The organism is Chitinophaga rupis (assembly GCF_900109685.1).
In the GTDB taxonomy this organism is placed as follows: Bacteria; Bacteroidota; Bacteroidia; order Chitinophagales; family Chitinophagaceae; genus Chitinophaga; species Chitinophaga rupis.
In genome coordinates, this window is sequence record NZ_FOBB01000004.1 from 381,307 (window position 1) to 407,919 (window position 26,613).

Sequence of the window (26,613 nt, forward strand, 5' to 3'; positions counted from 1 at the left end):
AAGGTTGTCTTCTTATGGACAAAATTCACCCGCTGAGCAAATGTTTCCGCCCGCAACTGGAACAAGGCTGCGAGGATTAAAATGGCAGTAAGCTTCATAAATAATAGGAATTTATTAGTGCCACCGAAAGACGCACAAAAAAAACGTGGATAAATATTATACATTTGTGTTACTGGTTAATATTGAAAATTTTTGTTCGCAGCAAATATCATCAGTAGCCAGTCATCTAGCGGGGGTGCTCCAACACCTCCGCTTAATTTTTGGCCGCTTGTCAGAGAGCTGATCAGATCTTGTTTTCTTATCTCATAGTTGGCTTAATTTATTGGGTGATCATTTATATATTATTTCTTTTTTTTTGCATGACCCTGATGGTTTTTCCATCTATCTCAAATCTGACCTCGCCGGTTATCTCCAACATCTTTAATACTTGTGATACATTCGAGTAGCGCGTAAGTCCCCCTAAATAAGATTCCTTTAAATTAAATCCCTTCTGATATTGAATGTCTACATCATACCAACGCGAGATCTTTCGCATGATACTTTCGAGTGGTTCGTTATTAAACAAAAAATTATCGTTCTTCCAGGCCAAAGCATCTTCAATATCCACGGCAACAACATTTGTAACTGGATTTCCGGTTGAATTAACCGCTTGCTGGCCAGGTTTTAAAATTATATACTGGGATGATGTTTTAAGGCCAATGCTGCCTTCCACGAGCGTTGTTCTAATGACAGGCTCGTCATCGTATGCATTAATATTGAATTTAGTACCCAGATCTTCTATCACCTGACCTTTAACACTCACTTTGAAAGGCCTGCGTGCATCGTGTACGACTTCAAAATAAACCTGCCCTGTTATTTGAACGCTGCGTTGATCACCATTAAATGCTACCGGGTAATGAATAGATGAGGCAGCGTCCAGTATGGCAATTGTTCCATCGGCAAGTGTTAATTGATATTTTCCACCCCGCGGCGTCTCCACGGTATTGAATAATTCACCGCTGGCAGCTGCGGCCTGGCCGCCGGTATAACTCAGCTGGCCATCTTCCCGTTTTGCGATAGTAACGCCACCTTGTTGGGCTATGAAACCATTTTTAGTTCCATTTAACTGGACTTTTTCCCCGTTAGCGAGGGTTAGAATGGCTTTATTGCCTCCCGGAGCTATATCCTGGATCGCGTGGGCCGCTTGCTTTTTAACCGGTTTGCCCGGGAAAAGCAAAAAAGCCCCGTATGAAAGGATTATTATAACTGAAGCTGCCGCTGCTATTCTGGGCCAAAGCCATCTTCTCCTTGCTTCCTGCCGAACAATACCGGCCTCCGAATGGATACGCGCAAGCATCAGCCTTTTATGCTCGAGTGGTGTCAGGCCTATTTCTAAAATTGTCTCTTCTGCATCTTCGCTTAAAAACCACTCGTCGAACTCCTGTTGTTCGGATACAGTAAGTTTTCCTTTCAGATAATTCCTGGCCAGCTTTTGAAGCCGGTTCCTGTTTGAAGGAACAGTCATGCTGTGTTTAATTTTGGTTACTTTATTATAAGTACCCGCCGCCGGTCAAAACCCGCAAAAAAAAATAAAAAATTTGAGGGAAGAAGGATTAAAGCAAAAGCCCAAAAACCACCAGGTTCTATTCCTATAGAGGGGAATAGTCATAACATATCCATTTGGGTCACTTTATTATAAGTACCCCTGGTTGGCTAAAACCCGCAAAAAAAAAAATGAAAAATTTGGGGGAGAGAAGGATTAAAGCAAAAAGCCGCCCAAAAAACTGCCAAGTTCTATTCGCAGTTTTCGCCGGGCGCGCAATAAATGGGCATCTACGGCTTTTTCCGATAAGTTTAGCGCAGCAGCAATTTCCTTGTAGGACTTATCCTCGTTTTTCAATTGATAAACCAACCGGCTCTTTTCCGGCAATTTGCTAACAATCATTTCCAGGCGTTCGCGGATCTCCTCAAATTCCAGGTATTCCTGGGGGGAATCGCCCAGCAGACCGCTGACCTGTTCTAAATCAACCGAGCGTGAAGAAGCTCTTTTAGCAAGCACTTTAAGTACCCTGTACTTTATAGAAATAAAAAGATAATTGGCAAAATCACCGTTTATTTTAAGGCTTTCCCGCCTTTTCCAGAGCGAAACAAAAACATCCTGCACGATATTCTCGGCTTCCATAAGGTCACCGGTTTTTCGATAAGCCAGACTTAATACCCTGTCCCAATAACGATTATAAAGCACGTCGAATGCGCTGGCATTACCGTTTTGCAGTAAGCTGAGTAATTTCAGATCATCAAAAGTATGCAGCCCGCCCATGTTTATAATCGTTGAATAAAGCTATAAATAATTCCCCGAAATAAACAATTGATTGTAAACTGTATGTTAACTGTTGTTCATATTAAGTTCATTTTCTGAAATTACCTGCTGCAGCCTATGGAAATATTGGATTAAAGGTAGCATCAACCTGCCGGAACCTTTTCTGCATCATACCAATCAACGGTCTTATGAAGTATTTCTTCAAATTTAAAAATGTCATCAACCGTTAAAATTTCTGTCCGCGTCTCCTTTTTCTGTTCATCAAAGGTGCCAATATATCTTCTGGAACCATTCAAATACAATCTACATATCGTTTTTCTATTATTGTCATCCAGCAGTATTGCAAAATAAGATTGCGCATCCCGGTATACTATCCTGGCGGGCTTTATCTTCTGCCGGAGAATTGTCTTTACGATCAGGTAGCCTTCTTTTTCCTCTTCCGTAGTTTCGATCAACGAGCCTTTTTCTTCGGCCTTTGTTACTGCTAATTCCTTTTCAGCATCGGGTTGTTCCGCATCGTTTTCCTTTTTCAATGCAGATGTAAGCCGTTCAGTGATTAGATCGTTTATGTACTGTTGTATCGACTTCTTTGTAAGCGCACTAAATTGGTCAACTAGCTTTGATGTGAGCATTCCCCGGTATATCTGTTTTGCAAACAGTTTAACAAACCCTTCAGAGGGATTTTGAAATTCAACACTTATCAGCGTTTTGAGCTCATTCATATATTTTAGCTCGCTCGCAGTGGTTTGAATATTTTCTATGTTGAAATATGACTTATGGAACTTCTTTAATTCTTCGATCTGGTTGTCTTTTATATCCGTAACATTGAATTCAAAGAATGGCTTTTCGTCCATTTTGTTCGGTTCAACAAGATCTGTATAAAACCGGTAAATTATTCCATTAGATAACAGGCCGAACTTAGCGGCTGTAGTATGAAAATACCGGAAAAGCTGAGAGTTATGCGGATCCAGGCTCTCTCCCCAATGTTTACATTCGATCAATATAGCAGGCTGGCCTTCTTTCAGGATCGCATAGTCAACTTTTTCGCCCTTCTTGATCCCGATATCCGCAATGAATTCCGGCATTACCTCAAACGGGTCAAATACATCGTAACCCAGGGCCTTAATGAAAGGCATAATAAAAGCATTTTTAGTAGCCTCCTCTGTTTGGATCTGGCTTTTAAGCTTTTCGACCTTATCGCCGAAGAGCTTAATTTCGTCTTTAAAATCCATGTTAATTTTTTTTTGTATTTACTTTATCAGAACTTGTTATAGAAACATATCACTCTACGATCCTCCTCACTACTCAAACCCCTTCTCAAGCACATTCAATCGCCGGATCTGCAAGTTCATATGATGTAATACTGCCTTCTCGTAATCATTAGACTGGTCTCCCATCTTACTGAATAATACGAGCATTTCTATAAAAAAGAAGAACAGGATCCAAAGAAGCCAGAAATACAATGCAACACGGGATCCCGACATCAATCGCACCATCACTTTCAACTCATCCAGAAATCCGATACTTGCTTCCATTTTCGTCTCAATCGTAGGTTTTATGTCGCGTAATTCCTTTTCCTCCAGGATCTTTTGTTGCCGCAAAGCACCGATGGTAGAATCGAGGGATGGTATGAATGCCGCTTTAGGATTTGGCACTGTGCTAGTCGCAGTAATAGAAGTATTTTCTCTTTTAAAAATGATCGTATCCTGTCCTAAAGATGTTTTGCCAGGAATAGGTACCATCTTTGACTGTGTCTGAGTATTCAGGATTGTTTGATTGGGATGTTTGCTGATATCATCCATGTACTTTCCCCTCTCCTCTTCTTTTTTCTCAATTGTCGTGTCCAGCGCAGCAATCTGCTTTCTTAATTCTTCCGTTTTCGAGGGCAAAATCACATCTACTTTCTCTGAGATGTAGGATATCTTTTCGATCTCAATATCCTTCTCAAACAATATCTGGTCGATGATCACCGCCCCTAAAACAGACATCATTAAAGCCAGACAGCCTCTGAATATAAGCAGCATCCGGCCTGGATTGATGGATAAGACGATCTGTTTTTCAACCTGCACAATGATCACTGTTGCCAGTATACCTGCCAGCATACAACCTGGAAGGCTGAGCCCCAGGTAACGCTGCGCAAAGGTAAATCCGATAAAAAACCAAAGAATACAAACGATCAGCATGGCTGCCGTGTACTTTTTCACCGATTTAAAAGCTGCTTCGCTACAGTTCCTTAAAATGTTGTAGTTGTAACCGGTCATGAAGCAGCCGAAACGGATCCATAGGTGTTTCATAATGCTCTGATTTTAAAAGTTCTTATTCAGGATAATGTGACCGGAAATTGCAGCAAGCCCATTCCTGAACCCCCGGGTATAGCTAATAATGATGCCGTGCCCCACACCCTCGTTAAGTTTTGCCTGCTCTTCAATCTCTATGACCTGCTTAATATGACTTTCGGCGGTTTCTTTCTTGACGGTGAGTTCTTCCACGGTATCTATCATTCCGCTTCTGCTTCTACTGGTTATGTGAAAATTGATCTGCCTGATAAAGTCTTCATAGAACGTTTTTACCTTTCGTATAGACCTCTCCAGGTCATTCTTTAAAGCGATCACATTTTGATCCAGATGGGTTGTGTCAGGATTCATCAACGCGTCGTTATACCCTTTGGATTCATAATTCTTGTCAAGAAAATCATACAGAAGATGTATTCCGCCATTGAAGGCCGGAATAACCTTTTCTTCCGGCTGTTCCGGTTTTGCCTTTTCTATAAAAGTGGTTTCCGGAATATCGGGTATGGCGGCTTCAACAGCCATAGTGTGGTCATGCCCATTTTGGCGCTGACGGTTGAAAATATCAAATAAGCCCATACATATTTTATTAAATGGTGATTGTTGGTACTTTGTATTTATTATGTCCCTTGTTATGACAGGACTCACAAAGCGTAATGAGTAAATGGTCAGGGTAGTCCCAGGGAAGACGGAATTTTTGCTGACTTGCCATGAAGTGGTATTGCCGGTGATGTACCTGCAGATCTGTATTGTTTTTACAATGCACACAACGATTCAGGTCACGGCTCAGTATTTCTTTTCGTTTAGCCTTCCAGTTAGGGTGCAATAAAAGTGCACCATAACTGCCGTGAGATTGAACGTTCAGGGGAACATTTTCCGGAGGCGTTCCAGGAGGGGATTGTTTGGGCATCTCCTCCTGAATATATCTGCGGTAAGATCCGGGTTCCTTAAATTGCAGATACTTGTACAATGGATCATTCGGAGTATTCATAATAACACAGGTAAGAGATTATTGAAATGTAATTCTTGTTGCAGTCATTCATTGCTCCCATTTACAAAGGGTCCTGTCTTTCATCGCTTTCTCAACCGGCATGCTGATGATCCGGTGCTTACAATTGCTTAGACCACGGCAGTCCGATTTGTAGTGGTACCTCGTGGCGCTCTTGCTGTCGCAGACATACACCCTGATCTGGTTGCAGTTAATGTAGCTTACAAGCAGCCAGGCATATAGGATTTTCATGGCCAATCGATTCAAATAATAAGGGTTAACAAAGAAGAGCACTCCTGATCATCTCGTATGGCAAGGCGTACAACATACAATACAGCCATTCGCCGTAGAATAACGTCTTTTTGCTACGCGAACAGCTTCCTGGCATGAGTCAAATTCTCCCAGGTCAGTTTTACTACGCATAAGATGATAAAATCTGCAGCTTGTAACGTGCACCTCATGATCGCCATTGGATTGGGGATGGTCGTTTACATAATACTGTTGTTTCATAGTGATGTTTTTTTATGAACCAAAAGTATATTTCAAAAAAGTACTTTTTTTACGGGAAACCGTAATGGGTGGTTTGTAGCGGGATTTTTTCTGAAGATGTTTATATCGCGCCCAGATCCTTGCAATAAGCTACCAGCTGTTCATTCTTGGAAAAACCAAGCGCCTCTTTCATTTGGTTGAGCCTTTTCTCTATGCTGCTTAAGCCGGATGGCTTTATTCCGTTCTGTTGAAGGTGGTCAGGTATGTCTTTCTGCAGCATTCCCTGTGCAAGCAATGTAATAATCCTGATATCAAATTCCGAAAAGGCGTAAACATTCCTCTTCTCGATCAGCTGCCTGATATGCCGGGGAAAATAACGGCGATGCTTGGCTATTTCGTTGATCGCTTCTTTAAGCTCTCTGGCGTCATTCCTGGCTTTACGTACAAAACCATCGATATCAAGCTGGCTGTAGAGCAGGTCAATGGTAGCGGGTCTATTTTCCGCCGAAAAAACGAGGATCTTCAGATCGGGCTGTATTTTCCTGGCGGCAGCAATCAGCTCCATTCCTCCGGAGAGGGTCTGTTTGCAAGCATCCGGCTCGAAATACAGATCGGTAATAAGCAGATCGAATGAGCTGCCGGCCTTAAGCGCTATCGCTACCTTGTTCAGGGCGTCATCGCAATAATAAGCATGCGCTGTATCGGCGATGGCCAGGTCTTCCAGCGTTTTCTGCAAGGAAATATTAGCACTTTCGTGATCTTCGGCTATCAATACCTTTGTAATCATGATGGTTGAGCTATTGGGAAGGAAATGTGCATCTTTAATCCCTTATCGGGATGTTCAAATTTATACTGGCCGCCAATTCTTTTAATACGGTTTTCCGTATTCCTCAGTCCATTTCCATACTTAAATTGCGGTGGAAGACCAATGCCATCGTCGGTGTAGTGTATATGGAGCTGGTTGTTTTGACGTTCGAACTTTATCACTACTGAATGTCCCTGGCTGTGCTTTTTCATGTTGATCATCAATTCCTGCAGGATATGTTCAACTTCAATCTGCACCTGTGCATTGGCATGGTTCCAGAGAGTGGGGCCGTTTCCAAAGATCAGCACCCTGGTATCGTCGGACCCGAAGGAACTCAACAGATCTTCAATTCTTTCATGAAAAGGAAGCCTTGAGATCGTGGGCTCCTCGTACGAGATATCACGTGACCGCTCATACAGTATCTCGATCTTATCGACCAATGATTCCTTGTCAACAGGTCCTTTATACTCAAGATCTGTCATGATACGGTATAGGCCATTTGCCACCACGTCGTGCACTTTTTGGGAGGTCTTAAGCTGATGTTCCTGTATCGCCTGCCGGGATGCTATCTCTATCTGCTGGCGGCGCCGCCGGTACCGCTGAATCATGAAAATCCCGATGGAAATAGAGATCAGGATGATCAGCACCAACATGAACCATTGCACAATCAGCTGGTTTTCTTTTTGCGCATTATCCTTTTGCAGCTGAAGATTATCCGCCTTGTTCTTTGCAGCTTCATACCGGATTAATGCGAATTGGTTCTTGGCTGCGTTCTTTGCCGTTTGGATACTATCTGTCAGGTATTGGTAACGAATAAAATAAGGTTTCAACAATTTGGGAGGGCTGAGTGTAATAAGTTTTGCGAGTGCTTCAGCTTCATCATCCGGACTGTTCATCTGCCTGGCGATCCCGTACCTTTTCTCCGCATAATAAAGCGCGGAATCAGGCATGGAGCTTGAATAATAATCCGACAGATGCGCGTAGCTGGCATTAAGCCCCCGGCTGTCATTTGAATCCTTACGGATCTGCAATGCGTGTTTAAGCTCATGTGCGGCAGGATAGCTGGGATCTTTAAGCCACTTTGTTCTCGCATAATTGGAAAGTGCCCGGGCATATTCTTTCTTCTGTTCTTTATTTTTAACCAGCAGGGACCTGTATAGATTGATAGCCTGATCATAGTCGCCTTTCTTCTGATAGGTCAGGGCTATACTGTTCAAAGCAATGGCCCTGTCGTCCGGATCTTTTATATATCTGAGCGCCTTACGATAGTAATCGATGGCTGCTTCATAGTTTTTGAGATTAAGACAGATATTGCCCAGCTCATGATAGTCTGAGCTTAAGCATTCCTGATCTTTGTTCCTGTGTTCATGAAGGTAAGTGAGGGACTTTAACAAACTTTCCTGGCCTCCATAATGGTCTCCTTCATATGCCTGGATAATGCCCATATAAGTGTAGGCCATTGCAATTACCAAACTGTCGGTAGCACTTGTTGCGACGAGATTAAAATAATAGAAGGCTGAGTCATTATTGTTGTTGAAGAAAGATTCTCCTTTTTCCAGGGTTGGTGCAGAAATTGGTTGCAGGGCATTCTGCTTTGACTTGCAGGCCCAAAGACCGGAAAACAGCATTAACAGGATAGCGTATAGGGGTCGCACTGATGGTTATTTCTCTTAAAAGTATCGAATTTTCAAATTTTGACGAAGTATTATTGACCGGTATTAAGAAAGTGGGGCAAGAAAGATCTTGCCCCACGGAAGTTTACATCAAGGGTTCGGTTTCCTTGGAGGGATTGTTCCGGTTTCTCCACCGGTATCATCCAAAGTAGTAACCTGACCACCATTGTTATGGTTATTGCCATTATTGGAATGGCTGGGGCATAAGAATGCCAGGAAGAAACTTAATATAAGAGAGTACATTTTTTTTGATTTTTAAAAGTGAGAAATGAAGCTGCCGGTTGCCGGGGCTGCCGGCAGCGGAGTTTTAAGCGAGTGAAGAAGCGCTTCTTACTTTTTTTGGGAAGTGTGGGCGTGGATCACGGAAGCTGATCGTCGCTTCCCAAGCCGGCTAGCGGCTTCCGCTTTCTTTGCCCGATGTGAATAGGTTCTGTACAGAGAGCCCCTTAGCTATGGAGGCATTACCTGATTGCAAAACGAAGATAGAACGGGTTAACAGGCTGATTTACAAACAATTCCAATAATTCCGTGGATTCTAAATATTCCACGTGTAATTCCGGTAATACCGGCTCTATTCCTATTATTCAGTCTTATAATTTCATTTATGGCGACACTTTTTATTGACTACGAACGACTGGTTCGGCAAACCTTTGAGCAAAAACAGGCAAACAATAAGCTGCCTTACGGTTCGCTGCTCCTGACCCCCGCAAGTTTCAAAGACGCGTGTGTAATGAGGTGCACTCAAGGTATAAGCAGGCGGGATGAAAAGGTTGTGAGGGCGTTCTGTGGAGACCTGGATGAATCGAAAAGCTGCCTGTCGATCATTCAACGGTACGATACGGATAAGTTCAAACCACTTGTGAACTATCTGAATGGGAAGTCCAAAAAGACAGATCCGAAGAATATTGAGCTCCTCGCCTGGTTAATTGACCTTCCCGGCAGGCCCTGGGAAATGGGGAAAAGCTATTCCGGTGAGCCGAATGCAGATCCGCCGTTAAGTGATACCAATCCGGAAGCAGGCGAGCTGGGAACGATAGAATACCCCACGGGCAATCCGCCTGCAAACGAGCGTAATACACCGGCCGGAATTATCGGATTTACCGGAATTCCGATCGGGTTACAGAGAGAAAATGAGAAGGAAAGTGTGGAGACTAAAACAGAAGAAGCTGGGAAACAAGTAAAAAAGGGGAGATCTACGAAAAGGCTCGCGGCCACCGTTGTGTTGTCGCTGGTATTGGCAACAGGTGGCGCGTGGTTGTGGAAGAGTATATATACAGGGCCCGACTACAGCGGCGGCTGTATGTATTGGAGTGAAGATCACTACAAGCCTATAGCTTGCGATCAGAAAATACCGAATGTGATGATCATAGCGTTGGATACGGTGAAAGTGAAAAACTTCAGGAAAATAACTACACCTGACACTATTACCTACCTGGCTATAGGAAAGGTTTGGTATTCAAAAATTGATAACAAATTTGAATTCTATACGTCGGGAGGGGAGCATCCTATTGTCTATGGCCGCCGGCTAAAGCCGATCACTAAATATATAATTGACCTGTACATCCACCCGGGTACGATCACGAATAGTAACTAAACCTCAGCAGGGGAGATTAATATATACTGGCTATGCCTCTTCTTACGTATCTTGGAATTATTGATACAATTCCATGCTTTCCGTAATGCGCTATCTAACCATACTAATTCCACTTCTTAGCTTTTTTCCCGGGTATTCCCAGGTACCCAAACACAAGCTGGACTCCCTGGCCCATAGCCTGGAAACCTATTCCAACGCTGCACCCCGAACCTCCCTGTATATACGTACCAGTAAGGATATCTATGAATCCATGGAAGATCTTTGGTTCAAGGCCTATGCAGTAGACGCCAAGCATCAGCTGCTCTCTGCCATTGACCAAACCCTTTACATTCAGCTGGTTCATGAAGAAAAGGACAGTACTGTATGGGAACAAGCATACCCTCTTGACAAAGGCATTGCCAGCGGGCACATTTACCTGGACAACGCACTACCGGACGGGAATTATTGGTTATGCGCCTATTCCGCCCATTCCCTGACTGCAGATGCCAATTCATTCCTGGGTGCGCGGAGAATAAGGATTGTGCAGAACGTAGCGGAGCTGCTACGGAAAAAACCGGCCGCGCCCCGCACCGATAGCCTGCAAAAGAAAATACAGTTTAGTCTCCTGCCCGAAGGTGGCTTCCTGTTATCAGGCGTAATCAATCGCATCGCTTTTAAGGCAGTAGCTGAAAACGGCCTGCCCTGCGTGGTTTCCGGAACCCTGTTTGATAGTGATAAGGCCATCGGACATTTTACGAGTACCCATGCGGGCATGGGCAGTTTCCTCCTCTTGCCGCAATCCGGCAGCACCTATTACGTACGCCTGGATACACCCTTTGCAAACACACCTTACCCATTGCCCGAAATCACAAAGCAGGGAATGAGCTTCCGGCTGTTGAGCAATAATAAAGACAGCATCAGCTTCCGGATCTATAACCGGGGACTCGAAAAACAGCTTTTCTATTTCAGGTTGCAGACAAGGGGCCTCACCCAATTGATGGCCTCCGCAACAGTAAAAGACAGCCTGGATCTCAAACTGCCTTTGCAGGATGTTACAGCCGGTGTAGCTGAAGCAACACTTTTCGACCATCGCCCGGTACCTGTAGCGGAAAGACTGCTTTATATAAAACCGGATAACCGTTTATCTGTTACGGCTAAACTCTCTCAAAAAAGCTATGGCACAAAAACGAAGATCCTGCTGCAGATACATACCGCAGATGAGCAAGGCAAACCGGTTATTGCCCAATTAGGGGCAAGCGGGTACGACCGGATCTATCACCGGCCAATGGATCCAAACGATATACAAACCCATTACCTGCTATCTACCCAGCTAAAAGGTAACATTTACGATCCCGGGTATTACTTTGATACCACTAAAACAAACCGGGAACAAGCCCTGGACCTGTTGCTGCTAACCCAGGGCTGGCGGGCCTATTCCTGGACTGAGGAGGAGTTGAAAAAAACGGGAAGCCCCGTATTATCTGACAGTACCTGGGGCCAGCTTGTTGCGCTCCGTAAGCAAACAAGATCTACCCAACAGGCGGTGATGTTCTTTGATGCAGAGCAGCAACACAGTCAGCTCACAACATTGGATAGCCGGGGATCGTTCTGGCTATCGCCTGAAAACTTAAAACTATCGGAAAACATTTACATTAAACATTTCGGTGAACAGCAGGATTTTGAATTGAAGGTGTTTAACCCTTTTGATCCCATTCATAAAATAAAGCCCTGGCAAAAAATAAACTATCCTTTGGAAGGAATGCCGGCAACCGGGCAAGCGAACGGAGAAGATCCTTTTATACTCACCCGTGGAAGTATTAAGCTGCAAGCCGTGGAAATACAGGGAAAAACAACAGCCGTGTTCCGCGACAAATATATAGGCCATCTGGACAGCCTGGCCAAATATCAGCAGCTTACTGACAAAGCTCACGGGGGATGGTTAAATTGCCCTGCAGGAGATGGCGATGAGCGGCCCGTTGAAGGGCAGACCTATATCGTATGGACCGGCCCTGCCCCACCCACTTCACACCCCTTCTCATTCAACTCCACTAACACTAAACAAATTGTTTATCATTATCCCAAATACACGGAGGAAGAGCTGTTAAAAATGTTCGGACTGGCCAAAGCAAAAGGCTACTATCCGGAAAAAGAATTTTACCAACCAAATTATGATCAGGAACCCGATCCCCTGCCGGATCACCGGAATACCCTGCTGTGGGCCCCCAATATTATAACAGATGAAAACGGGAATGCTACCCTTGAGTTCTTTTCCTCAGATATTAATGCTGCTTTTTATGGTATAGTGGAAGGGATTAGCGGGAATGGCCTGGTAGGTAAGTGTGATTTTGATTTTACTGTAACGAGATGAGTGCTATTTTTTAGCCATTGAAAATCATTTTCTTTTAATACATTTTAACCAACTCAACATTGGCATAATTCTGGCAGTGCGGAGAGAAATTTCTTAACCCAACACTATGAAAAAATTATCTGCTCTTATCCTGGCATTGTCTGCCGCTATGCTGGTTTCCTGCGGCGGCAAAGGCGATAACCCAACTCCGGCAAATGACGATGCTGCCTCCTGGAAACTTGGGGATTACTCTTATGTAAAAGGCGGCTCCTCACAATCCTCTCAGACCAATGACGGCAAAACGATTACAGCCATTGTTGTTAGTACAACAGGCGATGGCGGCAATTACGGTGCATTTTCCGGCAGCGCTGTTACCATTACCTTTTACAGCAACCTGGGAGAAGGCACCTACACGCTGGGCACTACCGAAACAATGGTAAGCAACCCGGCTTCAAAGATCATGAACATTGATTGTACGATAGGCACCGCAGTAAACACCGGCGCTGTATTGTATGACAGCCCATCAGGCGGCACTGCGGAAGTGACAAAAGACAGCAACGGGAAATTTCATGTGTCGGTTACCACTCCGGTTACCCTGACTAAGAAGATCAGCACCGGCGGCGGTATACCGGCAGCAAAGGACAGCTACCAGTTTACGCTGAAAAATGCGAATTAAAGAATAAGGAAGAATTGTTAACACTCAGGGAATTCCTGTCTAACACCGGCAACTGTTTCTGCTGCAACTTTGTGGTGTGAAATTAATTCCATTGCCATGAATTATTCAAAGCTCGCCTTTACCGACGTTATTAAAACGATCCAGAAAAGACTGGGCAGCAGGGATACCTATCAGCGGGTAGAAAATATGAGCTACGTGGATGGACTAACGCCGATCGAAAAGGAATTCATCAGCCAGATGGACAGCTTCTACCTGGCCTCCTTTGGGGAAAATGGCTTTCCGTATATACAGCACCGTGGGGGCCCCAGGGGCTTCATTAAAGTGATTGACGAGGCAACCATTGGTATTGTTGATTTCAGCGGTAACCGTCAGTACATTTCGGTAGGTAACATCAGCAAAAATGCGAAGGTATCGCTGATCCTCCTATCCTACCCTATGCGGGCAAGATTAAAGATATATGCCGAAGCGGAAATTGTGGAGATCAATGAAAACCCGGTTCTTTTTGATCAGCTGAAGCCCGAAGACTATAAGTTCAGGCCGGAGCGGATCATGTTGTTCCACATTAAAGCCTATGACTGGAACTGCTCTCAGCACATCACACCAAGATATACCATCGCTGAAATAGAAAGCATCATAGCACCGAAGGATGAATATATCCGGCAGCTGGAACAGCAGCTTACAGACCTCCGAAAGGAGCTGGAAGACCTGAACAATTTTGAACCCTGATAAATTAAAAGCAACAGAGACTTAAACTTTATAATCATGAAAAAAATAGCAATTAACGGATTTGGACGTATAGGACGGGCAGCATTAAAGATCATCTTAGAAACACAGGACCTCCAGGTAGTGGCCGTGAATGACCTGATGAGCATCGAAAACGCCGCTTATCTCCTCAAATATGATAGTAATTACGGTAAATATCAGAAGGAAGTGCGGGTGGAAGGCGATATGATCCTGGTAGAGGGAAAACCTGTAAAGTATACCAGCATAAAAGATATCGAAAGCCTGCCCTGGGCTGCGGTGCAGGCAGACATAGTAATTGAAAGCACCGGGATCTTTACTAACATGGCAGCTGCTGAAAAACACCTGGCAGCAGGGGCTAAGTTTGTGGTGATCTCCGGTCCTACCAAGGATACCCCAACAGTAGTGCATGGAGTAAATACAGAAGACGGCAAAGTATCGGTTTTCTCCTGCGCAAGCTGTACCACCAACAACATCAGTCCCGTAATCGAGATATTAGGCCGCAGGCTTGGCATCAAAAAAGCCATCCTGAATACTACCCATGGCTACACCGCCTCCCAGACCCTCATTGATGCGCCCTCCAAACGGGAGCCACGCATGGGCAGAGCAGCAGGCATAAACCTGGCACCCGCTGCAACAGGCGCCGCCATAGCAACCACAAAAGCCCTCCCTCAATATGCGGGAAAATTTGACGGGATCGCAATAAGGGTGCCCGTACCCGTTGGCTCTATATCAGACATCACCTTCATTGCCGAAAGGGCTACCTCAGTGGAAGAGATCAACAGCATCCTGATTGAGGAATCAAAGACCTCCAGATATGAAAAAGTACTTGCCGTAACCGACGAACCGCTGGTATCCACTGATATTATCGGCAGCGCTTTTGCTGCAACCGTTGACCTGGAAATGACCCGGGTAGTTGATGGAGACCTGGTGAAGGTAATGGCCTGGTATGACAATGAGTGGGGCTTCACTAACCAGATGATCCGGCAGATCCAGTCCATTTAAGTGTATCCTAAAGATCAGTTAACCCCGATCCAGCATAACATTAATTCAAAAAAATCATGTCAAACAATACAGCACAGTTCCAGGCAACCTACCTGGGTGGGCCCACCGTAATTATTGAAATAGGTGGATTAAGGCTAATGACAGACCCGACACTCGACCCTGCAGGTACCAAATTTGTACTTAATGAAAGAAGCACCCAGGAGAAATTTGCAGGTCCGGCAGCTTTTCCCGAAAAACCTATCGACATCGTTCTTTTGAGCCATGACCAGCATTTTGATAACCTTGACGGCGCCGGTAGGGCATTCCTGAAGGAAGCAAAGCTTACCATCACCACAAAAGCAGGGGCAGAAAGGTTGAAAGAGACCGGTGTAACCAGTGTAGGCCTTGCGCCCCGGGAACATCGTACGTATGTGGCGCCAAATGGTGACCGGATAAAAATTACGGCTGCTCCGGCCCGCCATGGCCCCGCCGGCAGTACCAAAATAACAGGAGATGTAATTGGCTTTCATATTGCTGTTAGCGGCAGCCAGGTGTTTGACCTCTATGTAACGGGCGATACGGTGTATTACAACGAAATCGAAAAGCTTGGAGAGCGTATCGATCCGCGGTACATATTCGTATTTGCGGGTGCTGCACGTCCGCGCGGGCCGTTCAATTTAACCAGGGGTAATAATGATGTAATAGATACCGCGCACGCATTCCCAAATGCTACCCTGATCCCTTTGCATTCCGAAGGTTGGTCACATTACACAGAGAACAACAGCAGCTTATTGGAGGCCTTTGGCGTGCTTGGCATCAAAGACCGGCTGCAGATCCTGGAGCCGGGGGTAGCTACCCCGCTCCAAATAGATTGATCTTATCTTCCCCGGTTAGCCATAAGCTCCTATCTTTACAGAAAAAGTTCATGGTTTTTGTAAATAATACCAAAGAGCGCCTAACTGTACTGGAGCTTAACAGCACCAACGCCGGAATGATCTACGATGTGAGAGCAACGGATATGACCTCTATCTGGAATGTGGGGGAACGGATGAATATTACCATTGATAAGATCCCTTATACGCTTAAAAAGAACCAGATTATTTTCCTGACCGAGTTTCACAAAATCGATCACATAGAACTGGAGTCCGCAAGGATGATCCGCTTCAACCAGCCTTTTTATTGTATTGTGAACCACGACAATGAGGTGGGTAGTAAGGGGCTGCTTTTCTTTGGATCTTCCGGTGTACCGTTAATAACTTTGGAAGAGGATAAGATCCGGGATTTTGAATTGACCTGGGAAATGTTCTGCTCAGAGATGAAAAAGGATGAACTGCTGCAACAGGACATGCTACAGGCAATCCTTAAACGCATGCTCATCCTCTCTGTCAGGATATTGACACAGACGACCGATTTCCATAAACTGGAGAAAAGGCAGGGCGATATTGTCAGGGAATTCTATTGGCTAGTGGAAAGACATTTTACCCGGGAGCATGAAGTGGCCTTTTATGCATCCAAGCTCAATAAATCCCCAAAAACACTTTCCAATCTCTTTTCTGTTTTCTCACAACGCAGTCCGCTCAATATCATTCATGACCGCATTCTGATCCATGCCAGACGACAGATCAATTATTCCAACCGGTCGATCAAGGAAATTGCCTACGAGCTGGGCTATGACGACATTCAGACTTTTAGCCGTTTCTTTAAAAGTAAAGAAGGCATGTCACCTATGCAGTACCGTGAAAAATTTGACCTGGCTTCCCAGCAATCAAAAAAGCTTTCCAACACCAAAATCCCGGCCTAGCTCCAGTCTGCAAATAATGCAGACAATCTGTACATTTGGGTAATATAAATTTACCATTATGGATACCAGAGAAACCATCCCAACTGGCGGTAGCTTTTACCCGCTGGTAGCAGAACTTTTCCAGCAGCAAAAGAAAGCAGCTATACTGTATGATGACAATGGCGTTACCCGCGCGAATGGTATGATTGAAAGCATCTTTGACCGCGATGGCAGGCAGTGGATCAGGCTGGACGACCAAACGGAGATCCGGATCGATAAATTATATGCGGTGAACGGCACTTTCTCTTCCGACTATTCCGAATGCTGATCTTTAATGCTGCTGCTTAACCCCACCGTCTCCGGCCATCTGTTTATCCGGAGCTGCTAACTTTTATTATGATGCTTTAAACTTAATCACGGTAATAAAACTTCTTAATATCACTTTCCTCCATTTTACCTTCCTCCGTTATTCTATAGCAAATAGTAAATTCTAAAAGCGACTGCTCATTGTATTCATTGCGGAAAACTACATTTCCGTACGTCTCCCCGGTGTCGGGATGTACGGATTTAATCTCAATCATATTTCGGTTGTCATCATATTTTTCAATGATACGGGTATTGGCGTCAAAGCTGGCAGTCTCAAAATACTTTTTATCAAATATTGAAATAGCCCACTCCATATTTTCCTTTTTCAGCATATCGTGCAGTGCTGCCATATCATAGTAGCCCATCATGGTTTCTACGTTTGAAATAACCGCGCTCTTTTTTGTAAGCACATTCCCCTGGCGGATCTCTTCTTCTACTTTGTACAGCTGCATTTTTGAATCATACCTGCCATAGTATTCGGTTTTCTCAACCTGCTTTTTAGCATTATAGAAGAAATTCTTTTGTGAGGATAAATATTGCGTTTCCTTATGCTTCAAAAATCGCTGCTCTTCTAATAGTAGCTGATTGTTCCCGTATACATAAATGATCTGCTCCGTGAACTGGTTGTTAGTGAAGCTGCGTTTTGCCTGCAATATTCCATTCTGATAGGTGAAATCGGTTCTCAGAATTGTACCCTCTTCCGTTGTTCTTGTTTCTGAAACCTTTAAACCATTTTCGTAGCTGCAGCTCAAAGAATCTTTTGTTCCATATTGAATGTTGTGATAATGATCCGCAATCAACAATCCCTTTTCAAACTTAAATTCACGGATAGATGATGCTTCCTCAACGGAATGCCAGTTATTTTTTCCCAGTATAGTATGTCCCCCGGCAATGAAAGCAGCGTAGCTTTTAGTTTCATTGTTATATTTAACTACCTGGTAATTCTCTCCCGAATGTTCATAGACGCTTAGAAAGCCATTTTCTCCTGAGGCGCTCTTTGAGGTTTCTAAGATCCCGGTTATTTGACCTTTATCATTATAGAATGTTTCTTTTGTATGACTTGAATGCTCATCGCGGTAAACTTCTTTGAAGAGGCGCATGTTTATATATATTTTCTTGTAATATATATAAATAATACTAAAGACGGGACAATGTTTATTATCAACCTTTATTGCGCAGCAACCTGGTTAGCCTGATCGCGGTAGGCGCCTTTACACAGCAGGCTGTCGTTCGGGACACCTATTTTCAATTGCATAGGTTTTGCCACTGCATGCTCCGCTTCAAACTGCTCCCCTAACAATATTGAAATAGTAGCTGCAATTTGCTGCTGCCACACCTGTTGCGCTTCCTTTATTTCCCCTGCGGGCTCAATATCCGGCCCTATAACCGCCAGCCACATTTCACCGGAGCCTTTGGCCCAGAAGCCGTGGGTTTGCCAGGTGCCGGGGTTCTTCCCTCTCCCGTGGTCAGTAGTTATAATAAAGGTGGTATTGTCTTTATAAAAAGGATCGGTTTGCACATAATACCAGAGCGCGCTGATCATACGATCTACATCAGCGGCCTTTTGCAGGTACAGGTCATAGCGTCCGCGGTGGGCACATTCATCCGTTTCACCGAGGCCCAGGAACACCACTTTGGGGTGGTGCTGTTCTACATATTGCTGCGTGCTTAACCAGGTTAACATATCATAGCGGGTGCGTCCTTTACCTGTAATATAGTCCTGCACACAGTTCACGGCTGCTGCAGTGTCGCCCGCATCTTCAAGCGGCTCATAGCCGGCGTTGACGGAGAAGCTGCCCGGGTGCTCATTCAGGATATAGGGTAAGATATTCCAGGAGCTGAACGCTACTACTTTTCCCTGGTAATCCTTTTGCTGATTGAGAAATTCCAGCACATTGGTATTCCTGTTGGCGATGGGCGCATTTGCCACAAAGCGGCTTTCTGCAAAACCGGTCAGCATTTCGCTGTAGCCTGGGTAAGAGATCTTATAAAAGTTCCGTACGTTCACCTTGTTGCTCCATTGGCGGTTACCGTACAGGCAGCCCTGCTTTGCGATCACATTCCAGAAAAAAGGCATTAATTTCTGCCGGCGGATCGCTGCTGAATCGTCCCAGTACAGCTGCCGCATGATCGCGGTATCCTTCACCAGATCCGGATCAGACAACAGCCTGGCGTCTGCCCCGTTAAATACTTCCTGCCAGCGGAAGCCATCTGTAGTAATAATAAAAATATTCCTTTTCTTTTCCGGCTGAGCAGTAACAGCCAGGGAAGGAAGCAGAAAAATTACCCAGAGCCAATGTCTCATTTGTACGGCGTTTTTCAAAAGAACATACAAAGTATGATCCAGACATTAACAGGCGGTTAAATTATTGTTGCCAATGGGATGGACACCATCGGGCAATATGCGGCAGTCAAATATCTTTCAGTTTTATGCTATATTTGAACTGAAGGCAATTTTATTGCCCCATCCGGCAATATCCACACCATTGGACGTATTTTTTTCACGACACAATCAGACCCGTTTTGGAGACTTTAGACTACAACAGTTTTGCAGAAAAATGTATTGAAGATCTGAAAACTTTGCAAAACAAATTTCAAACGGAATATGATTTGAATTGGTATGAGAACTGGTTTTATAGCCAAACCACAGGATTGTTAACCCTTTCAACCGAAGACAAAGAATTAAATTTTAAATACTTCGAAGCAGGAAGCTTTTCAGAAAAATCGAACACCTGGAAATGGTCATGGGACAACAACGACGTGCCTGACAACACAAAAGAAAGAACTAAGCTTATTAAAGAATTCGGGCAAAAGTCGAATTTTCCCAAACTAATGAGACCCTTTATCTATTTAATAACGACAACAATGCTATTTGGGCTTTTTGGCTGTAAAGACAGCAAGGGCAAAGATTTTGTATTTGACGAATTCAAATCTCAAATTGAAAAGCTTGGGATGAAAATTGACTCAGTAGACGAAACAGGGCTAATTTATATTTCTCAAGGCGAACTGACATTAAAAATTAGCCTGGACAACGTCAGAAAAGATTATAACAGAGATAAAAACGCAACACATATCTCCGACTTTGTAAAAGCCCTGGCTGAATATTCTATCGACATACCTTCAAAATGGGCTGACGCCAAAAGCGACATTTACATTTCGCTTTTCCCTAATGACTATGAGTTTCAGGATTTTATTCACACTAAAGTTACAGATGAATTCAGTAAAGTATATATACATAGCGGACAAAGCAAATTTTCCTGGATTTCACGGGACGATTTAAATAAATGGGGAATAACAGAAACTGAATTGGACAGCCAGGCAAATACAAATGCTGACAATCTTTTGGCAAAGACTGAAATTTCATTTGACACAATAGAAAACCGTAAACTTGGACTTATAGAACCTGAATATCCAACGTTGAAAGCGGCTTTACTGTTTGCTCCGGCCATGAAAGAAAAAGTAAAAAAAGATTTTGGCTTTCCTTTTTATGCAGTTATTCCAGTCAGAGATTTTTGTTATATTTTTTCAGAAAAAGACTTCAACTTTTTCTCAAAACGTATTGGCCAGGCAGTAGTTGACGAATATAAACAGTCTGGCTATCCAATAACAACAGAAATTCTAAAATTCACAGACAAAGGTATTGAGGTGGTTGGGCGATATCCAGTAAATTAAATGAGAATAAGGATTTTTCACTTATTTCCTTTTCTAGTTCTGCTAAAATATCCTTCTCAAAACATGTAACAAAATTGGGGTATTTTTAAATATAAATTGTCATAAAATCAGGGTAACAATGTTTTTTTTTTCATTATCATTTTGATAAAGGCAAACCCTGGTTTGTGTCTAGACCTGAAAGGATTTCTCAGCCGCCAAAACAATAATGCTACAATTCAAAAAAGGAACAGCGCTTACAGCGCTGCTCCCTCTATCGTCCACTCTTCTTTCCACCAGATATCCGGTTTTCCTTCGGCATCAAATTTCAGCGGCAGCCATATGTACCGGGATGCTTCCAGGTTAGTTTTATTCCACCGGTCTGCCATAAAAATAAACGTGTCCTTTTTGCCTTGCACCGGCAGCACATAGGTGCTTTGCGCATGGTAGGTGCTATCAGCATCCGTGCCGCGGCAAGGGTTGTCATGTGCTGTCCAGCTGCCCATAATACTATCCGCTGTGGCGTAAGATGCTGCATTGGGCGACCACCCGGTACAGCCGGAAGTGAACAGGTAAAAACGGTTATTGTACTTGCATACGGCCGGCGCTTCCCTGGCCTGTTGTACCAGTATACGGTGATCATTTTTCGTGTGTGAAAGATAATCGTCCGTTAGCTCACAGATATGCATGGTCTGGTTCTCTTCTGATGAATAGAAGTGATACGCTCTGCCGTCATCGTCCTGGAAAATGGTCATATCCCGGGCCATACTGCCATTGGGCCGTACGCTGCCAATGTATTGAAAAGGGCCTTCAGGCTTGTCGCTTACCGCCACGCCTGACCTGGCGTAGCTGTAGTCCTGGGAGTCTATGTGCATCCACATCACAAACTTGCCTGTCTTTTTGTTATAGATAACTTTAGGCCGTTCTATTACCTTACTGATATGCAGGTCGTTGGTGCTGTCTGTTGCATCGGACTGCAGGGCTACCCCTTCCGGCTTCCAGTGCAGCAGGTCATTGGAGGAGTAGCAGGATATGCCGCCTGCATTCACCCGGTAGTTTTCCCAGGTGGATCCGGGTACCCGCCAGGTGGAGCCTTTCTTTATTTCACCATACCAGTAATAGATACCGTTGTAATACAGGATGCCGCCGCCATGCGCATTTATTGGGTTACCTGCAGTATCCTGCCAGGTGGCGCCGGGAATAATATATCGCTGTTGTGCATAACCTGTTATGTATGCCGGAACTACCAGCAGGAATAACCATAGTGCTGTAATGCTTCTCATGTTGTTACAAATTTGGGTTCAGTTGCTTATCACCTACGGGTATGGGCGCCCAGTAAAAGGTATGTGAAGCATCGTTTGGAATATTCTTCAACGCTTCTTCTGATGCATCCCTGTCTGAATTGGCTTTGGCCACTGTTTCCGTACGTATCAGATCGTACCAGCGGGCTGCAGGTTCAGCGCCTGCAAATTCCCAGCCCCGCTCTGCTATTACAGAATCGCGGAAGGCTGCCTGGGATAAACCTGCAACAAGGTTAGCGATCCCGGACCTGTTCCTTACCTGGTTGATAGCGGCGTAGGCGGTTGCATCCGGAGAGGCAGACATGGCCTTTGCTTCTGCATAAGTAAGCAATACTTCTGCATAGCGGATCACCGGCACGGTGTGGCTGCCAATCCAGTTATTATTTACATGGTTCACCGGGTTAAACGCATCATCATCACGGAACTTAAAGAAATACGGATGTTTGTGCAGCGTTTTGGTCCAGTCAACCGCATCGTTAGGATCGTTGTTGATATAGTATACAGACTGGTAAGTTGCTTCTTTCCTGGGGCCCGGCGGAAATTTCTTGTAGAAATTGATCTCCCCGTAGCCATCGCCCCAGCCGCCTTCATCATCCGGCGCATACGCGTTTGGCGTAAGCATGTTGTAGTTTTCCCATGCCCAGCCGGATACATTTACATTGTAGTAGCAGCCGAATACTGTTTCGTGGTTGAACTTCCCTCCTCTCTTCCAAAGGTCTGCATAGTTGGTGGTGAGATCATAACCCCAGGTTGCCTTGTTATCTATCACCTCTTTGGCTTTGGCGGCAGCCAGCACATATTTATCTGTTTGTTTGAGCGGCCAGCCTGCCATGGTCAGGTATACATTGGCCAGCAGCGCTTTTGCGGAGCCGCGGGTTGGCGGTATATCCACACCGCTCTGCCTTTTAGTGCCATCCCATGCATCGGGCAGCATAGCTTCCGCCTTCTGCAGATCAGCTACTATTAATGCATAGATCTCTGCCGGCTGTGATTTGGATCTGTTATAATCTACCGTGTTATCTGTGGTCAGCGGTACCTCTCCCCAGGTGCGGGTAAGGAAGAAATAGCTGAGCGCACGGAAAAAATATGCCTGGCCTGCTGCGTGGTTCCTGTCATCTTCCGATGCTTCTGTAGCATTCTGATAATTATTGATCAGCGAATTGCTTGATTTGATAGTGGCGTAAAAATAGCTCCACCAGTTGGTCATACGGTCGTTGGAAGAGTTGGCCTGGTAGGTATCAAAATCGGAGTAAGAGATCTTGTTGCCGGCACGGGCCACGGTCATATCATCTCCGCCCCACAGTGTAGAGAAACCTGCAGACTGGTTAAAGGCTCCATTCACCTGCGTATACAGCCCAATGGCGGCCATATTCAGATCGTTGGATGTTTTATAGAAATTATCCGGTGTAAGATTGCTTCTCGGATCTTCCTTCAGGAAATCCTTGCTGCAGGATGCGGTTAGCAGAAGCAGCAGGCAAGCGGTTATATATGGTTTTATTAGTTTCATCTTAAAGCATTTAACATGATCGTTATAAAGAAATATTTACCCCGAATGTGATAGTGCGCGGAGAGGGATACGCACCCAGGTCAATACCGGCATCCGCATCGCTGGTAGCGGAAGTAGAAGTGGCCTCCGGATCGTATCCTTTATAATTGGTGATGGTATACAGGTTCTGCGCGCTCAGGGTAAAGCGTACATCGGCAAAACGGGTAGCCTTTCTAGGTAGTGTATAAGAAAGGCTTATGTTCTTCAGCCGCACATAGCTGCCATCCTGCAGGTATTGGGTAGATTCCACATAGCTACGGTTGGTTTTACTGGCAGGATCGGCCCATACGGCGCCGGTATTGCTGCTCGTCCAGTAGTTAGCGGATGCTGCCAGGGTAGGATACTTCACATCGCTGGTGGGCGCTGCTACACCTGCATAGGTGGCGTTAAAGATCTTGTTACCATGCGATGCCTGCACAAACACGTTCAGCTCAAAATGCTTATACCGGAAATTGTTATTAAAGCCCCACTGGAACCTGGGGATGGCGCTGCCCGCAATAACACGGTCCTCATAGCCGATAGAGCCGTTGCCGCTTACGTCTGTATAATGATTATCGCCTGCTTTGCCTCCTGTTCTGTTGTCATCGGTCCTGTAAATGCCCTGCCAGGGAATAAGATAGAATGCTCCCAGCGCCTCACCTGTTTTCACTACCTGTATATTGGTGTTAATTAATCCGCCGCCAATAACAGGCCGGTACAGGATGGAATCTTTACCCAGGCTTACCACTTTGTTCCTGTAAGCAGATGCGTTAATGCTGGTGGTCCACGAGAAATCGCCCTGCTGTATGGCTGTCAGATCCACAAAAACTTCAAAGCCTTTATTATTTACCACGCCTACATTTTTATACATGGTGCCACCACCGTCATAGCTGGCAATGGGCACCTGCAGCAGCAGGTCTTTTGTGCGCTTGTTATAGTAATCAGCGCTAATGTTCAGCCGTCCGCCCAGCAGTCCTACATCCAGGCCTATATCTGTTTGCTTGGTAGTTTCCCATTTAAGATCAGGATTGTTGGGGCTTCCCAGCAGGTAACCCTGGTACAGTGTAGTGGTACCATAAGAATATTGCATGCCTGTAAGCAGTCCAAGGCTGCTGTATGGATTAATGGACTGGTTGCCCGTAATGCCCCAGCTGGCGCGCAGCTTAAGGTTGGAGAAAATGCCCAGGTCTTTGATAAAGGATTCTTCAGACAAGCGCCAGCCCACCCCAATAGAAGGAAAGTATCCCCATTTGTTGGCCGTGGTCTGGAACTTAGAAGAACCATCTGCCCGGTAGGTAGCGGTAATCAGATATTTATCGTTAAATGTATAAGAAGCACGGCCTACATAAGAGAGCAGCGCCCAATTGGTATAGGCTGATGAAATGCCCTGGGAGGTATTGAGCCCCAGATTATAATAACCGTTAGAGGTGGAGGTAAGCCCTGAACCGGCGGCGGTGAAAGAATTGTACTTGCTGGAGGTTTCTTCCACTATACCCATTACCGTTAGGTCATGTTTTTCATTGAACTTCTTGTGAAAGGTAAGCGAGTTACTGTTCTGGAAAGTATAGGTTTCTGCGGAGCTTTGACCGGAACCCGGGTTGCCGGGGCTTATCCAGTCGTTATTCAGATAGGCATTGCGTGAATTATTTACATCCAGCCCCAGGTTAATGTTCAATGCAAGCCAGTCTGTAATGTTATAGGCAAGGTGCCCGTTAAGCACTGCGGAATTGGAAGAGGTAACGCTATTCCTTTCCTTTATGGTCATGTACGGGTTAGACCAGATGGGGGAAATGGCAAAGCGGTTATACTGGGCGCCGGAATCGTACACCGGCTCAGTTGGCGCCCATGCCAGCGCTGCGGTTACCGGATTGCCCTTGCCGCCAATATCGCCGTTATTGTTTGAGTTGGAATGTGCGGCAAAGATGCCCAGCCCTATGCTTACCCGGTTGCTTAACTTACTATCCAGGTTAGCACGCAGGGCAAATTTTTCCTGGCCGGTGTTCACCAACAGGCCGGACTGGTTTACGTAATAGCCGGAAATATAGTACCTGGACTTGTCTGTTCCGCCTGAAACGGAAAGCTGGTGGTTTTGTGTAATACCGTTATGGAAGATCAGATCCTGCCAATCAGTTCCCTTACCGGCGTAAGATAAAGGATCCGCGAAAACGGATGATCCGGCAATATGATTGGCCTGCTGTGCATAGCCTACCGCATCCAGCAGATCATACTTCTTCATGGGTTTGTTGCTGCTCAGGAAACCGTTGTATTCAATATGCATGGTGCCTGCCTTGCCATTTTTGGTGGTGATGATGATAACGCCATTGGCGCCGCGCGATCCGTAGATGGCGGTGGCGGAGGCATCTTTCAGCACGTCCATGGAGGCAATATCATTTACGTTGATGTCCTGTATGCTAATGCTGCTCAGCGCCACCCCGTCAATTACATAGAGGGGATCATTACTGGCGTTGATGGAATTGGCACCCCTGATGCGGATCTTTACCGCGCCGCCCGGCGCGCCGGAGCTGTTGGCTACAGATACGCCGGCCACCCTGCCCTGCAGTGCGGAGGAGGCGTTGAGCACCGGCTGGTCTTTATACACCGTGGCATTCAGGGATGAAATGGCGCCCGTAAGATCTTTCCGTTTTTGGGTGCCGTAGCCTACCACTACAACTTCGCCGAGGCCCTGGGTAACGGATTCCAGCTGTACATTAATAAAGCTGCGGTTACCCACCGGTACCTCTTTGCTGCCATAGCCCATGAGGCTGAAGGAGAGGGTGGCTCCGGCAGGGGCATTCACGGTGAATCGCCCGTTACCATCTGTTTGGGTATTAACGGAAGTGCCTTTTATATACACGACTACACCCGGCAGGGCCGTATCACCGGCGCTAACCTTCCCGCTAACGGGCTGCTGTGCATAAAGGAGCATTGAATAGTTGCAGAAAATGAAACAGAGGAATCCCCATTTCTTCCATAACGCGAGATAAATTTTCATCTGATAAGGATTTAAATTTTTAATTGCCAGATGGCGCCTCCCCACCTACGTGGACCGGCTCCATGACAATCTGATTTTTGTACCGTGGAAACTAATTGGTTGAATGTTGTCCTTTTTTTTGCCTCCCTGAACCGCGCA

General features: G+C 45.2%; 21 protein-coding genes. 9 read left to right on the top strand and 12 right to left on the bottom strand.

Annotated elements, in window-relative coordinates:
* Positions 1-334: 334 nt before the first annotated feature.
* The 7 genes from BMZ54_RS18385 to BMZ54_RS18430 form a co-directional block, all read right to left on the bottom strand.
* Entirely contained in the window at positions 335-1,504 is a 1,170-nt protein-coding gene (locus BMZ54_RS18385) for a FecR family protein (protein ID WP_089915116.1), read from the bottom strand.
* A gap of 234 nt (positions 1,505-1,738) precedes the next feature.
* On the bottom strand, positions 1,739-2,299 hold the full coding sequence (locus BMZ54_RS18390; RefSeq protein ID WP_089915119.1) for an RNA polymerase sigma factor: 561 nt from the start codon (positions 2,297-2,299) through the stop codon (positions 1,739-1,741).
* A gap of 143 nt (positions 2,300-2,442) precedes the next feature.
* Entirely contained in the window at positions 2,443-3,531 is a 1,089-nt protein-coding gene (locus BMZ54_RS18395; protein WP_089915122.1) for a type I restriction endonuclease, read from the bottom strand.
* A gap of 69 nt (positions 3,532-3,600) precedes the next feature.
* Complete coding sequence (locus BMZ54_RS18400) at positions 3,601-4,593, bottom strand: DUF4407 domain-containing protein (protein ID WP_089915125.1); 993 nt, start codon at positions 4,591-4,593, stop codon at positions 3,601-3,603.
* Positions 4,594-4,605: 12 nt separating this feature from the next.
* A complete protein-coding gene (locus BMZ54_RS18405; protein ID WP_089915127.1) occupies positions 4,606-5,166 on the bottom strand; it encodes a hypothetical protein in 561 nt (186 codons plus the stop codon).
* Positions 5,167-6,185: 1,019 nt separating this feature from the next.
* Positions 6,186-6,851, bottom strand: a complete 666-nt coding sequence (locus tag BMZ54_RS18425; protein ID WP_089915139.1) for a response regulator — start codon at positions 6,849-6,851, stop codon at positions 6,186-6,188.
* Positions 6,848-8,524 (bottom strand): tetratricopeptide repeat-containing sensor histidine kinase, encoded by a 1,677-nt coding sequence (locus tag BMZ54_RS18430; protein ID WP_089915142.1) that lies wholly within the window; start codon positions 8,522-8,524, stop codon positions 6,848-6,850. The genes BMZ54_RS18425 and BMZ54_RS18430 overlap by 4 nt, the downstream gene beginning before the upstream one ends.
* Before the next feature lie 790 nt (positions 8,525-9,314).
* On the opposite strand from BMZ54_RS18430, the gene BMZ54_RS18435 reads away from it, so the two are divergent.
* The 8 genes from BMZ54_RS18435 (at position 9,315) to BMZ54_RS18470 (ending at position 16,971) form a co-directional block, all read left to right on the top strand.
* Positions 9,315-10,136 (top strand): hypothetical protein, encoded by an 822-nt coding sequence (locus tag BMZ54_RS18435; RefSeq protein ID WP_143081060.1) that lies wholly within the window; start codon positions 9,315-9,317, stop codon positions 10,134-10,136.
* 85 nt (positions 10,137-10,221) lie between these two features.
* Positions 10,222-12,483 (top strand): hypothetical protein, encoded by a 2,262-nt coding sequence (locus tag BMZ54_RS18440; RefSeq protein WP_089915147.1) that lies wholly within the window; start codon positions 10,222-10,224, stop codon positions 12,481-12,483.
* Between the two features lie 106 nt (positions 12,484-12,589).
* A complete protein-coding gene (locus tag BMZ54_RS18445) occupies positions 12,590-13,138 on the top strand; it encodes a hypothetical protein (protein ID WP_089915150.1) in 549 nt (182 codons plus the stop codon).
* A gap of 96 nt (positions 13,139-13,234) precedes the next feature.
* The gene (locus BMZ54_RS18450) at positions 13,235-13,864 is read left to right on the top strand and encodes a pyridoxamine 5'-phosphate oxidase family protein (RefSeq protein WP_089915153.1); all 630 of its coding nucleotides are present in this window, start codon (positions 13,235-13,237) and stop codon (positions 13,862-13,864) included.
* A 36-nt stretch (positions 13,865-13,900) separates the two neighbouring features.
* The gene (locus tag BMZ54_RS18455) at positions 13,901-14,884 is read left to right on the top strand and encodes a type I glyceraldehyde-3-phosphate dehydrogenase (RefSeq protein WP_089915156.1); all 984 of its coding nucleotides are present in this window, start codon (positions 13,901-13,903) and stop codon (positions 14,882-14,884) included.
* Positions 14,885-14,940: 56 nt separating this feature from the next.
* The gene (locus BMZ54_RS18460) at positions 14,941-15,738 is read left to right on the top strand and encodes an MBL fold metallo-hydrolase (RefSeq protein ID WP_089915159.1); all 798 of its coding nucleotides are present in this window, start codon (positions 14,941-14,943) and stop codon (positions 15,736-15,738) included.
* 50 nt (positions 15,739-15,788) lie between these two features.
* Positions 15,789-16,664, top strand: coding sequence for an AraC family transcriptional regulator (locus BMZ54_RS18465; protein WP_089915162.1), 876 nt, complete (start codon positions 15,789-15,791; stop codon positions 16,662-16,664).
* Positions 16,665-16,722: 58 nt separating this feature from the next.
* Positions 16,723-16,971: a hypothetical protein gene (locus tag BMZ54_RS18470; protein ID WP_089915165.1), complete on the top strand. Its 249-nt coding sequence runs from the start codon at positions 16,723-16,725 to the stop codon at positions 16,969-16,971.
* An 82-nt stretch (positions 16,972-17,053) separates the two neighbouring features.
* On the opposite strand, the gene BMZ54_RS18475 is transcribed toward BMZ54_RS18470, so the two are convergent.
* The gene (locus BMZ54_RS18475) at positions 17,054-18,109 is read right to left on the bottom strand and encodes a hypothetical protein (RefSeq protein WP_089915168.1); all 1,056 of its coding nucleotides are present in this window, start codon (positions 18,107-18,109) and stop codon (positions 17,054-17,056) included.
* A gap of 68 nt (positions 18,110-18,177) precedes the next feature.
* Positions 18,178-19,314: an alkaline phosphatase family protein gene (locus BMZ54_RS18480; RefSeq protein ID WP_089915171.1), complete on the bottom strand. Its 1,137-nt coding sequence runs from the start codon at positions 19,312-19,314 to the stop codon at positions 18,178-18,180.
* Positions 19,315-19,532: 218 nt separating this feature from the next.
* Here BMZ54_RS18480 and BMZ54_RS18485 point away from each other — a divergent pair, with 218 nt between their 5' ends.
* Entirely contained in the window at positions 19,533-20,681 is a 1,149-nt protein-coding gene (locus BMZ54_RS18485) for a DUF6882 domain-containing protein (RefSeq protein ID WP_143081061.1), read from the top strand.
* 233 nt (positions 20,682-20,914) lie between these two features.
* Here the strand turns inward: BMZ54_RS18485 and BMZ54_RS18490 are convergent, their stop codons facing one another.
* Genes BMZ54_RS18490 through BMZ54_RS18500 form a run of 3 tightly spaced genes read right to left on the bottom strand, consistent with a single transcriptional unit; the run spans position 20,915 to position 26,475 of the window.
* Complete coding sequence (locus BMZ54_RS18490; protein WP_089915178.1) at positions 20,915-21,940, bottom strand: glycoside hydrolase family 43 protein; 1,026 nt, start codon at positions 21,938-21,940, stop codon at positions 20,915-20,917.
* 4 nt (positions 21,941-21,944) lie between these two features.
* A complete protein-coding gene (locus tag BMZ54_RS18495) occupies positions 21,945-23,465 on the bottom strand; it encodes a RagB/SusD family nutrient uptake outer membrane protein (protein ID WP_089915182.1) in 1,521 nt (506 codons plus the stop codon).
* Between the two features lie 22 nt (positions 23,466-23,487).
* Complete coding sequence (locus BMZ54_RS18500; RefSeq protein ID WP_089915185.1) at positions 23,488-26,475, bottom strand: SusC/RagA family TonB-linked outer membrane protein; 2,988 nt, start codon at positions 26,473-26,475, stop codon at positions 23,488-23,490.
* Positions 26,476-26,613: the final 138 nt, after the last annotated feature.

Coding starts and splice junctions, on each gene's coding strand:
- BMZ54_RS18385 (WP_089915116.1), bottom strand. CDS start 1,504: ATGACTGTTCCTTCAAACAGGAACCGGCTTCAAAAGCTGGCCAGGAAT.
- BMZ54_RS18390 (WP_089915119.1), bottom strand. CDS start 2,299: ATGGGCGGGCTGCATACTTTTGATGATCTGAAATTACTCAGCTTACTG.
- BMZ54_RS18395 (WP_089915122.1), bottom strand. CDS start 3,531: ATGGATTTTAAAGACGAAATTAAGCTCTTCGGCGATAAGGTCGAAAAG.
- BMZ54_RS18400 (WP_089915125.1), bottom strand. CDS start 4,593: ATGAAACACCTATGGATCCGTTTCGGCTGCTTCATGACCGGTTACAAC.
- BMZ54_RS18405 (WP_089915127.1), bottom strand. CDS start 5,166: ATGGGCTTATTTGATATTTTCAACCGTCAGCGCCAAAATGGGCATGAC.
- BMZ54_RS18425 (WP_089915139.1), bottom strand. CDS start 6,851: ATGATTACAAAGGTATTGATAGCCGAAGATCACGAAAGTGCTAATATT.
- BMZ54_RS18440 (WP_089915147.1), top strand. CDS start 10,222: ATGCGCTATCTAACCATACTAATTCCACTTCTTAGCTTTTTTCCCGGG.
- BMZ54_RS18445 (WP_089915150.1), top strand. CDS start 12,590: ATGAAAAAATTATCTGCTCTTATCCTGGCATTGTCTGCCGCTATGCTG.
- BMZ54_RS18450 (WP_089915153.1), top strand. CDS start 13,235: ATGAATTATTCAAAGCTCGCCTTTACCGACGTTATTAAAACGATCCAG.
- BMZ54_RS18455 (WP_089915156.1), top strand. CDS start 13,901: ATGAAAAAAATAGCAATTAACGGATTTGGACGTATAGGACGGGCAGCA.
- BMZ54_RS18460 (WP_089915159.1), top strand. CDS start 14,941: ATGTCAAACAATACAGCACAGTTCCAGGCAACCTACCTGGGTGGGCCC.
- BMZ54_RS18465 (WP_089915162.1), top strand. CDS start 15,789: ATGGTTTTTGTAAATAATACCAAAGAGCGCCTAACTGTACTGGAGCTT.
- BMZ54_RS18470 (WP_089915165.1), top strand. CDS start 16,723: ATGGATACCAGAGAAACCATCCCAACTGGCGGTAGCTTTTACCCGCTG.
- BMZ54_RS18475 (WP_089915168.1), bottom strand. CDS start 18,109: ATGCGCCTCTTCAAAGAAGTTTACCGCGATGAGCATTCAAGTCATACA.
- BMZ54_RS18480 (WP_089915171.1), bottom strand. CDS start 19,314: ATGAGACATTGGCTCTGGGTAATTTTTCTGCTTCCTTCCCTGGCTGTT.
- BMZ54_RS18490 (WP_089915178.1), bottom strand. CDS start 21,940: ATGAGAAGCATTACAGCACTATGGTTATTCCTGCTGGTAGTTCCGGCA.
- BMZ54_RS18495 (WP_089915182.1), bottom strand. CDS start 23,465: ATGAAACTAATAAAACCATATATAACCGCTTGCCTGCTGCTTCTGCTA.
- BMZ54_RS18500 (WP_089915185.1), bottom strand. CDS start 26,475: ATGAAAATTTATCTCGCGTTATGGAAGAAATGGGGATTCCTCTGTTTC.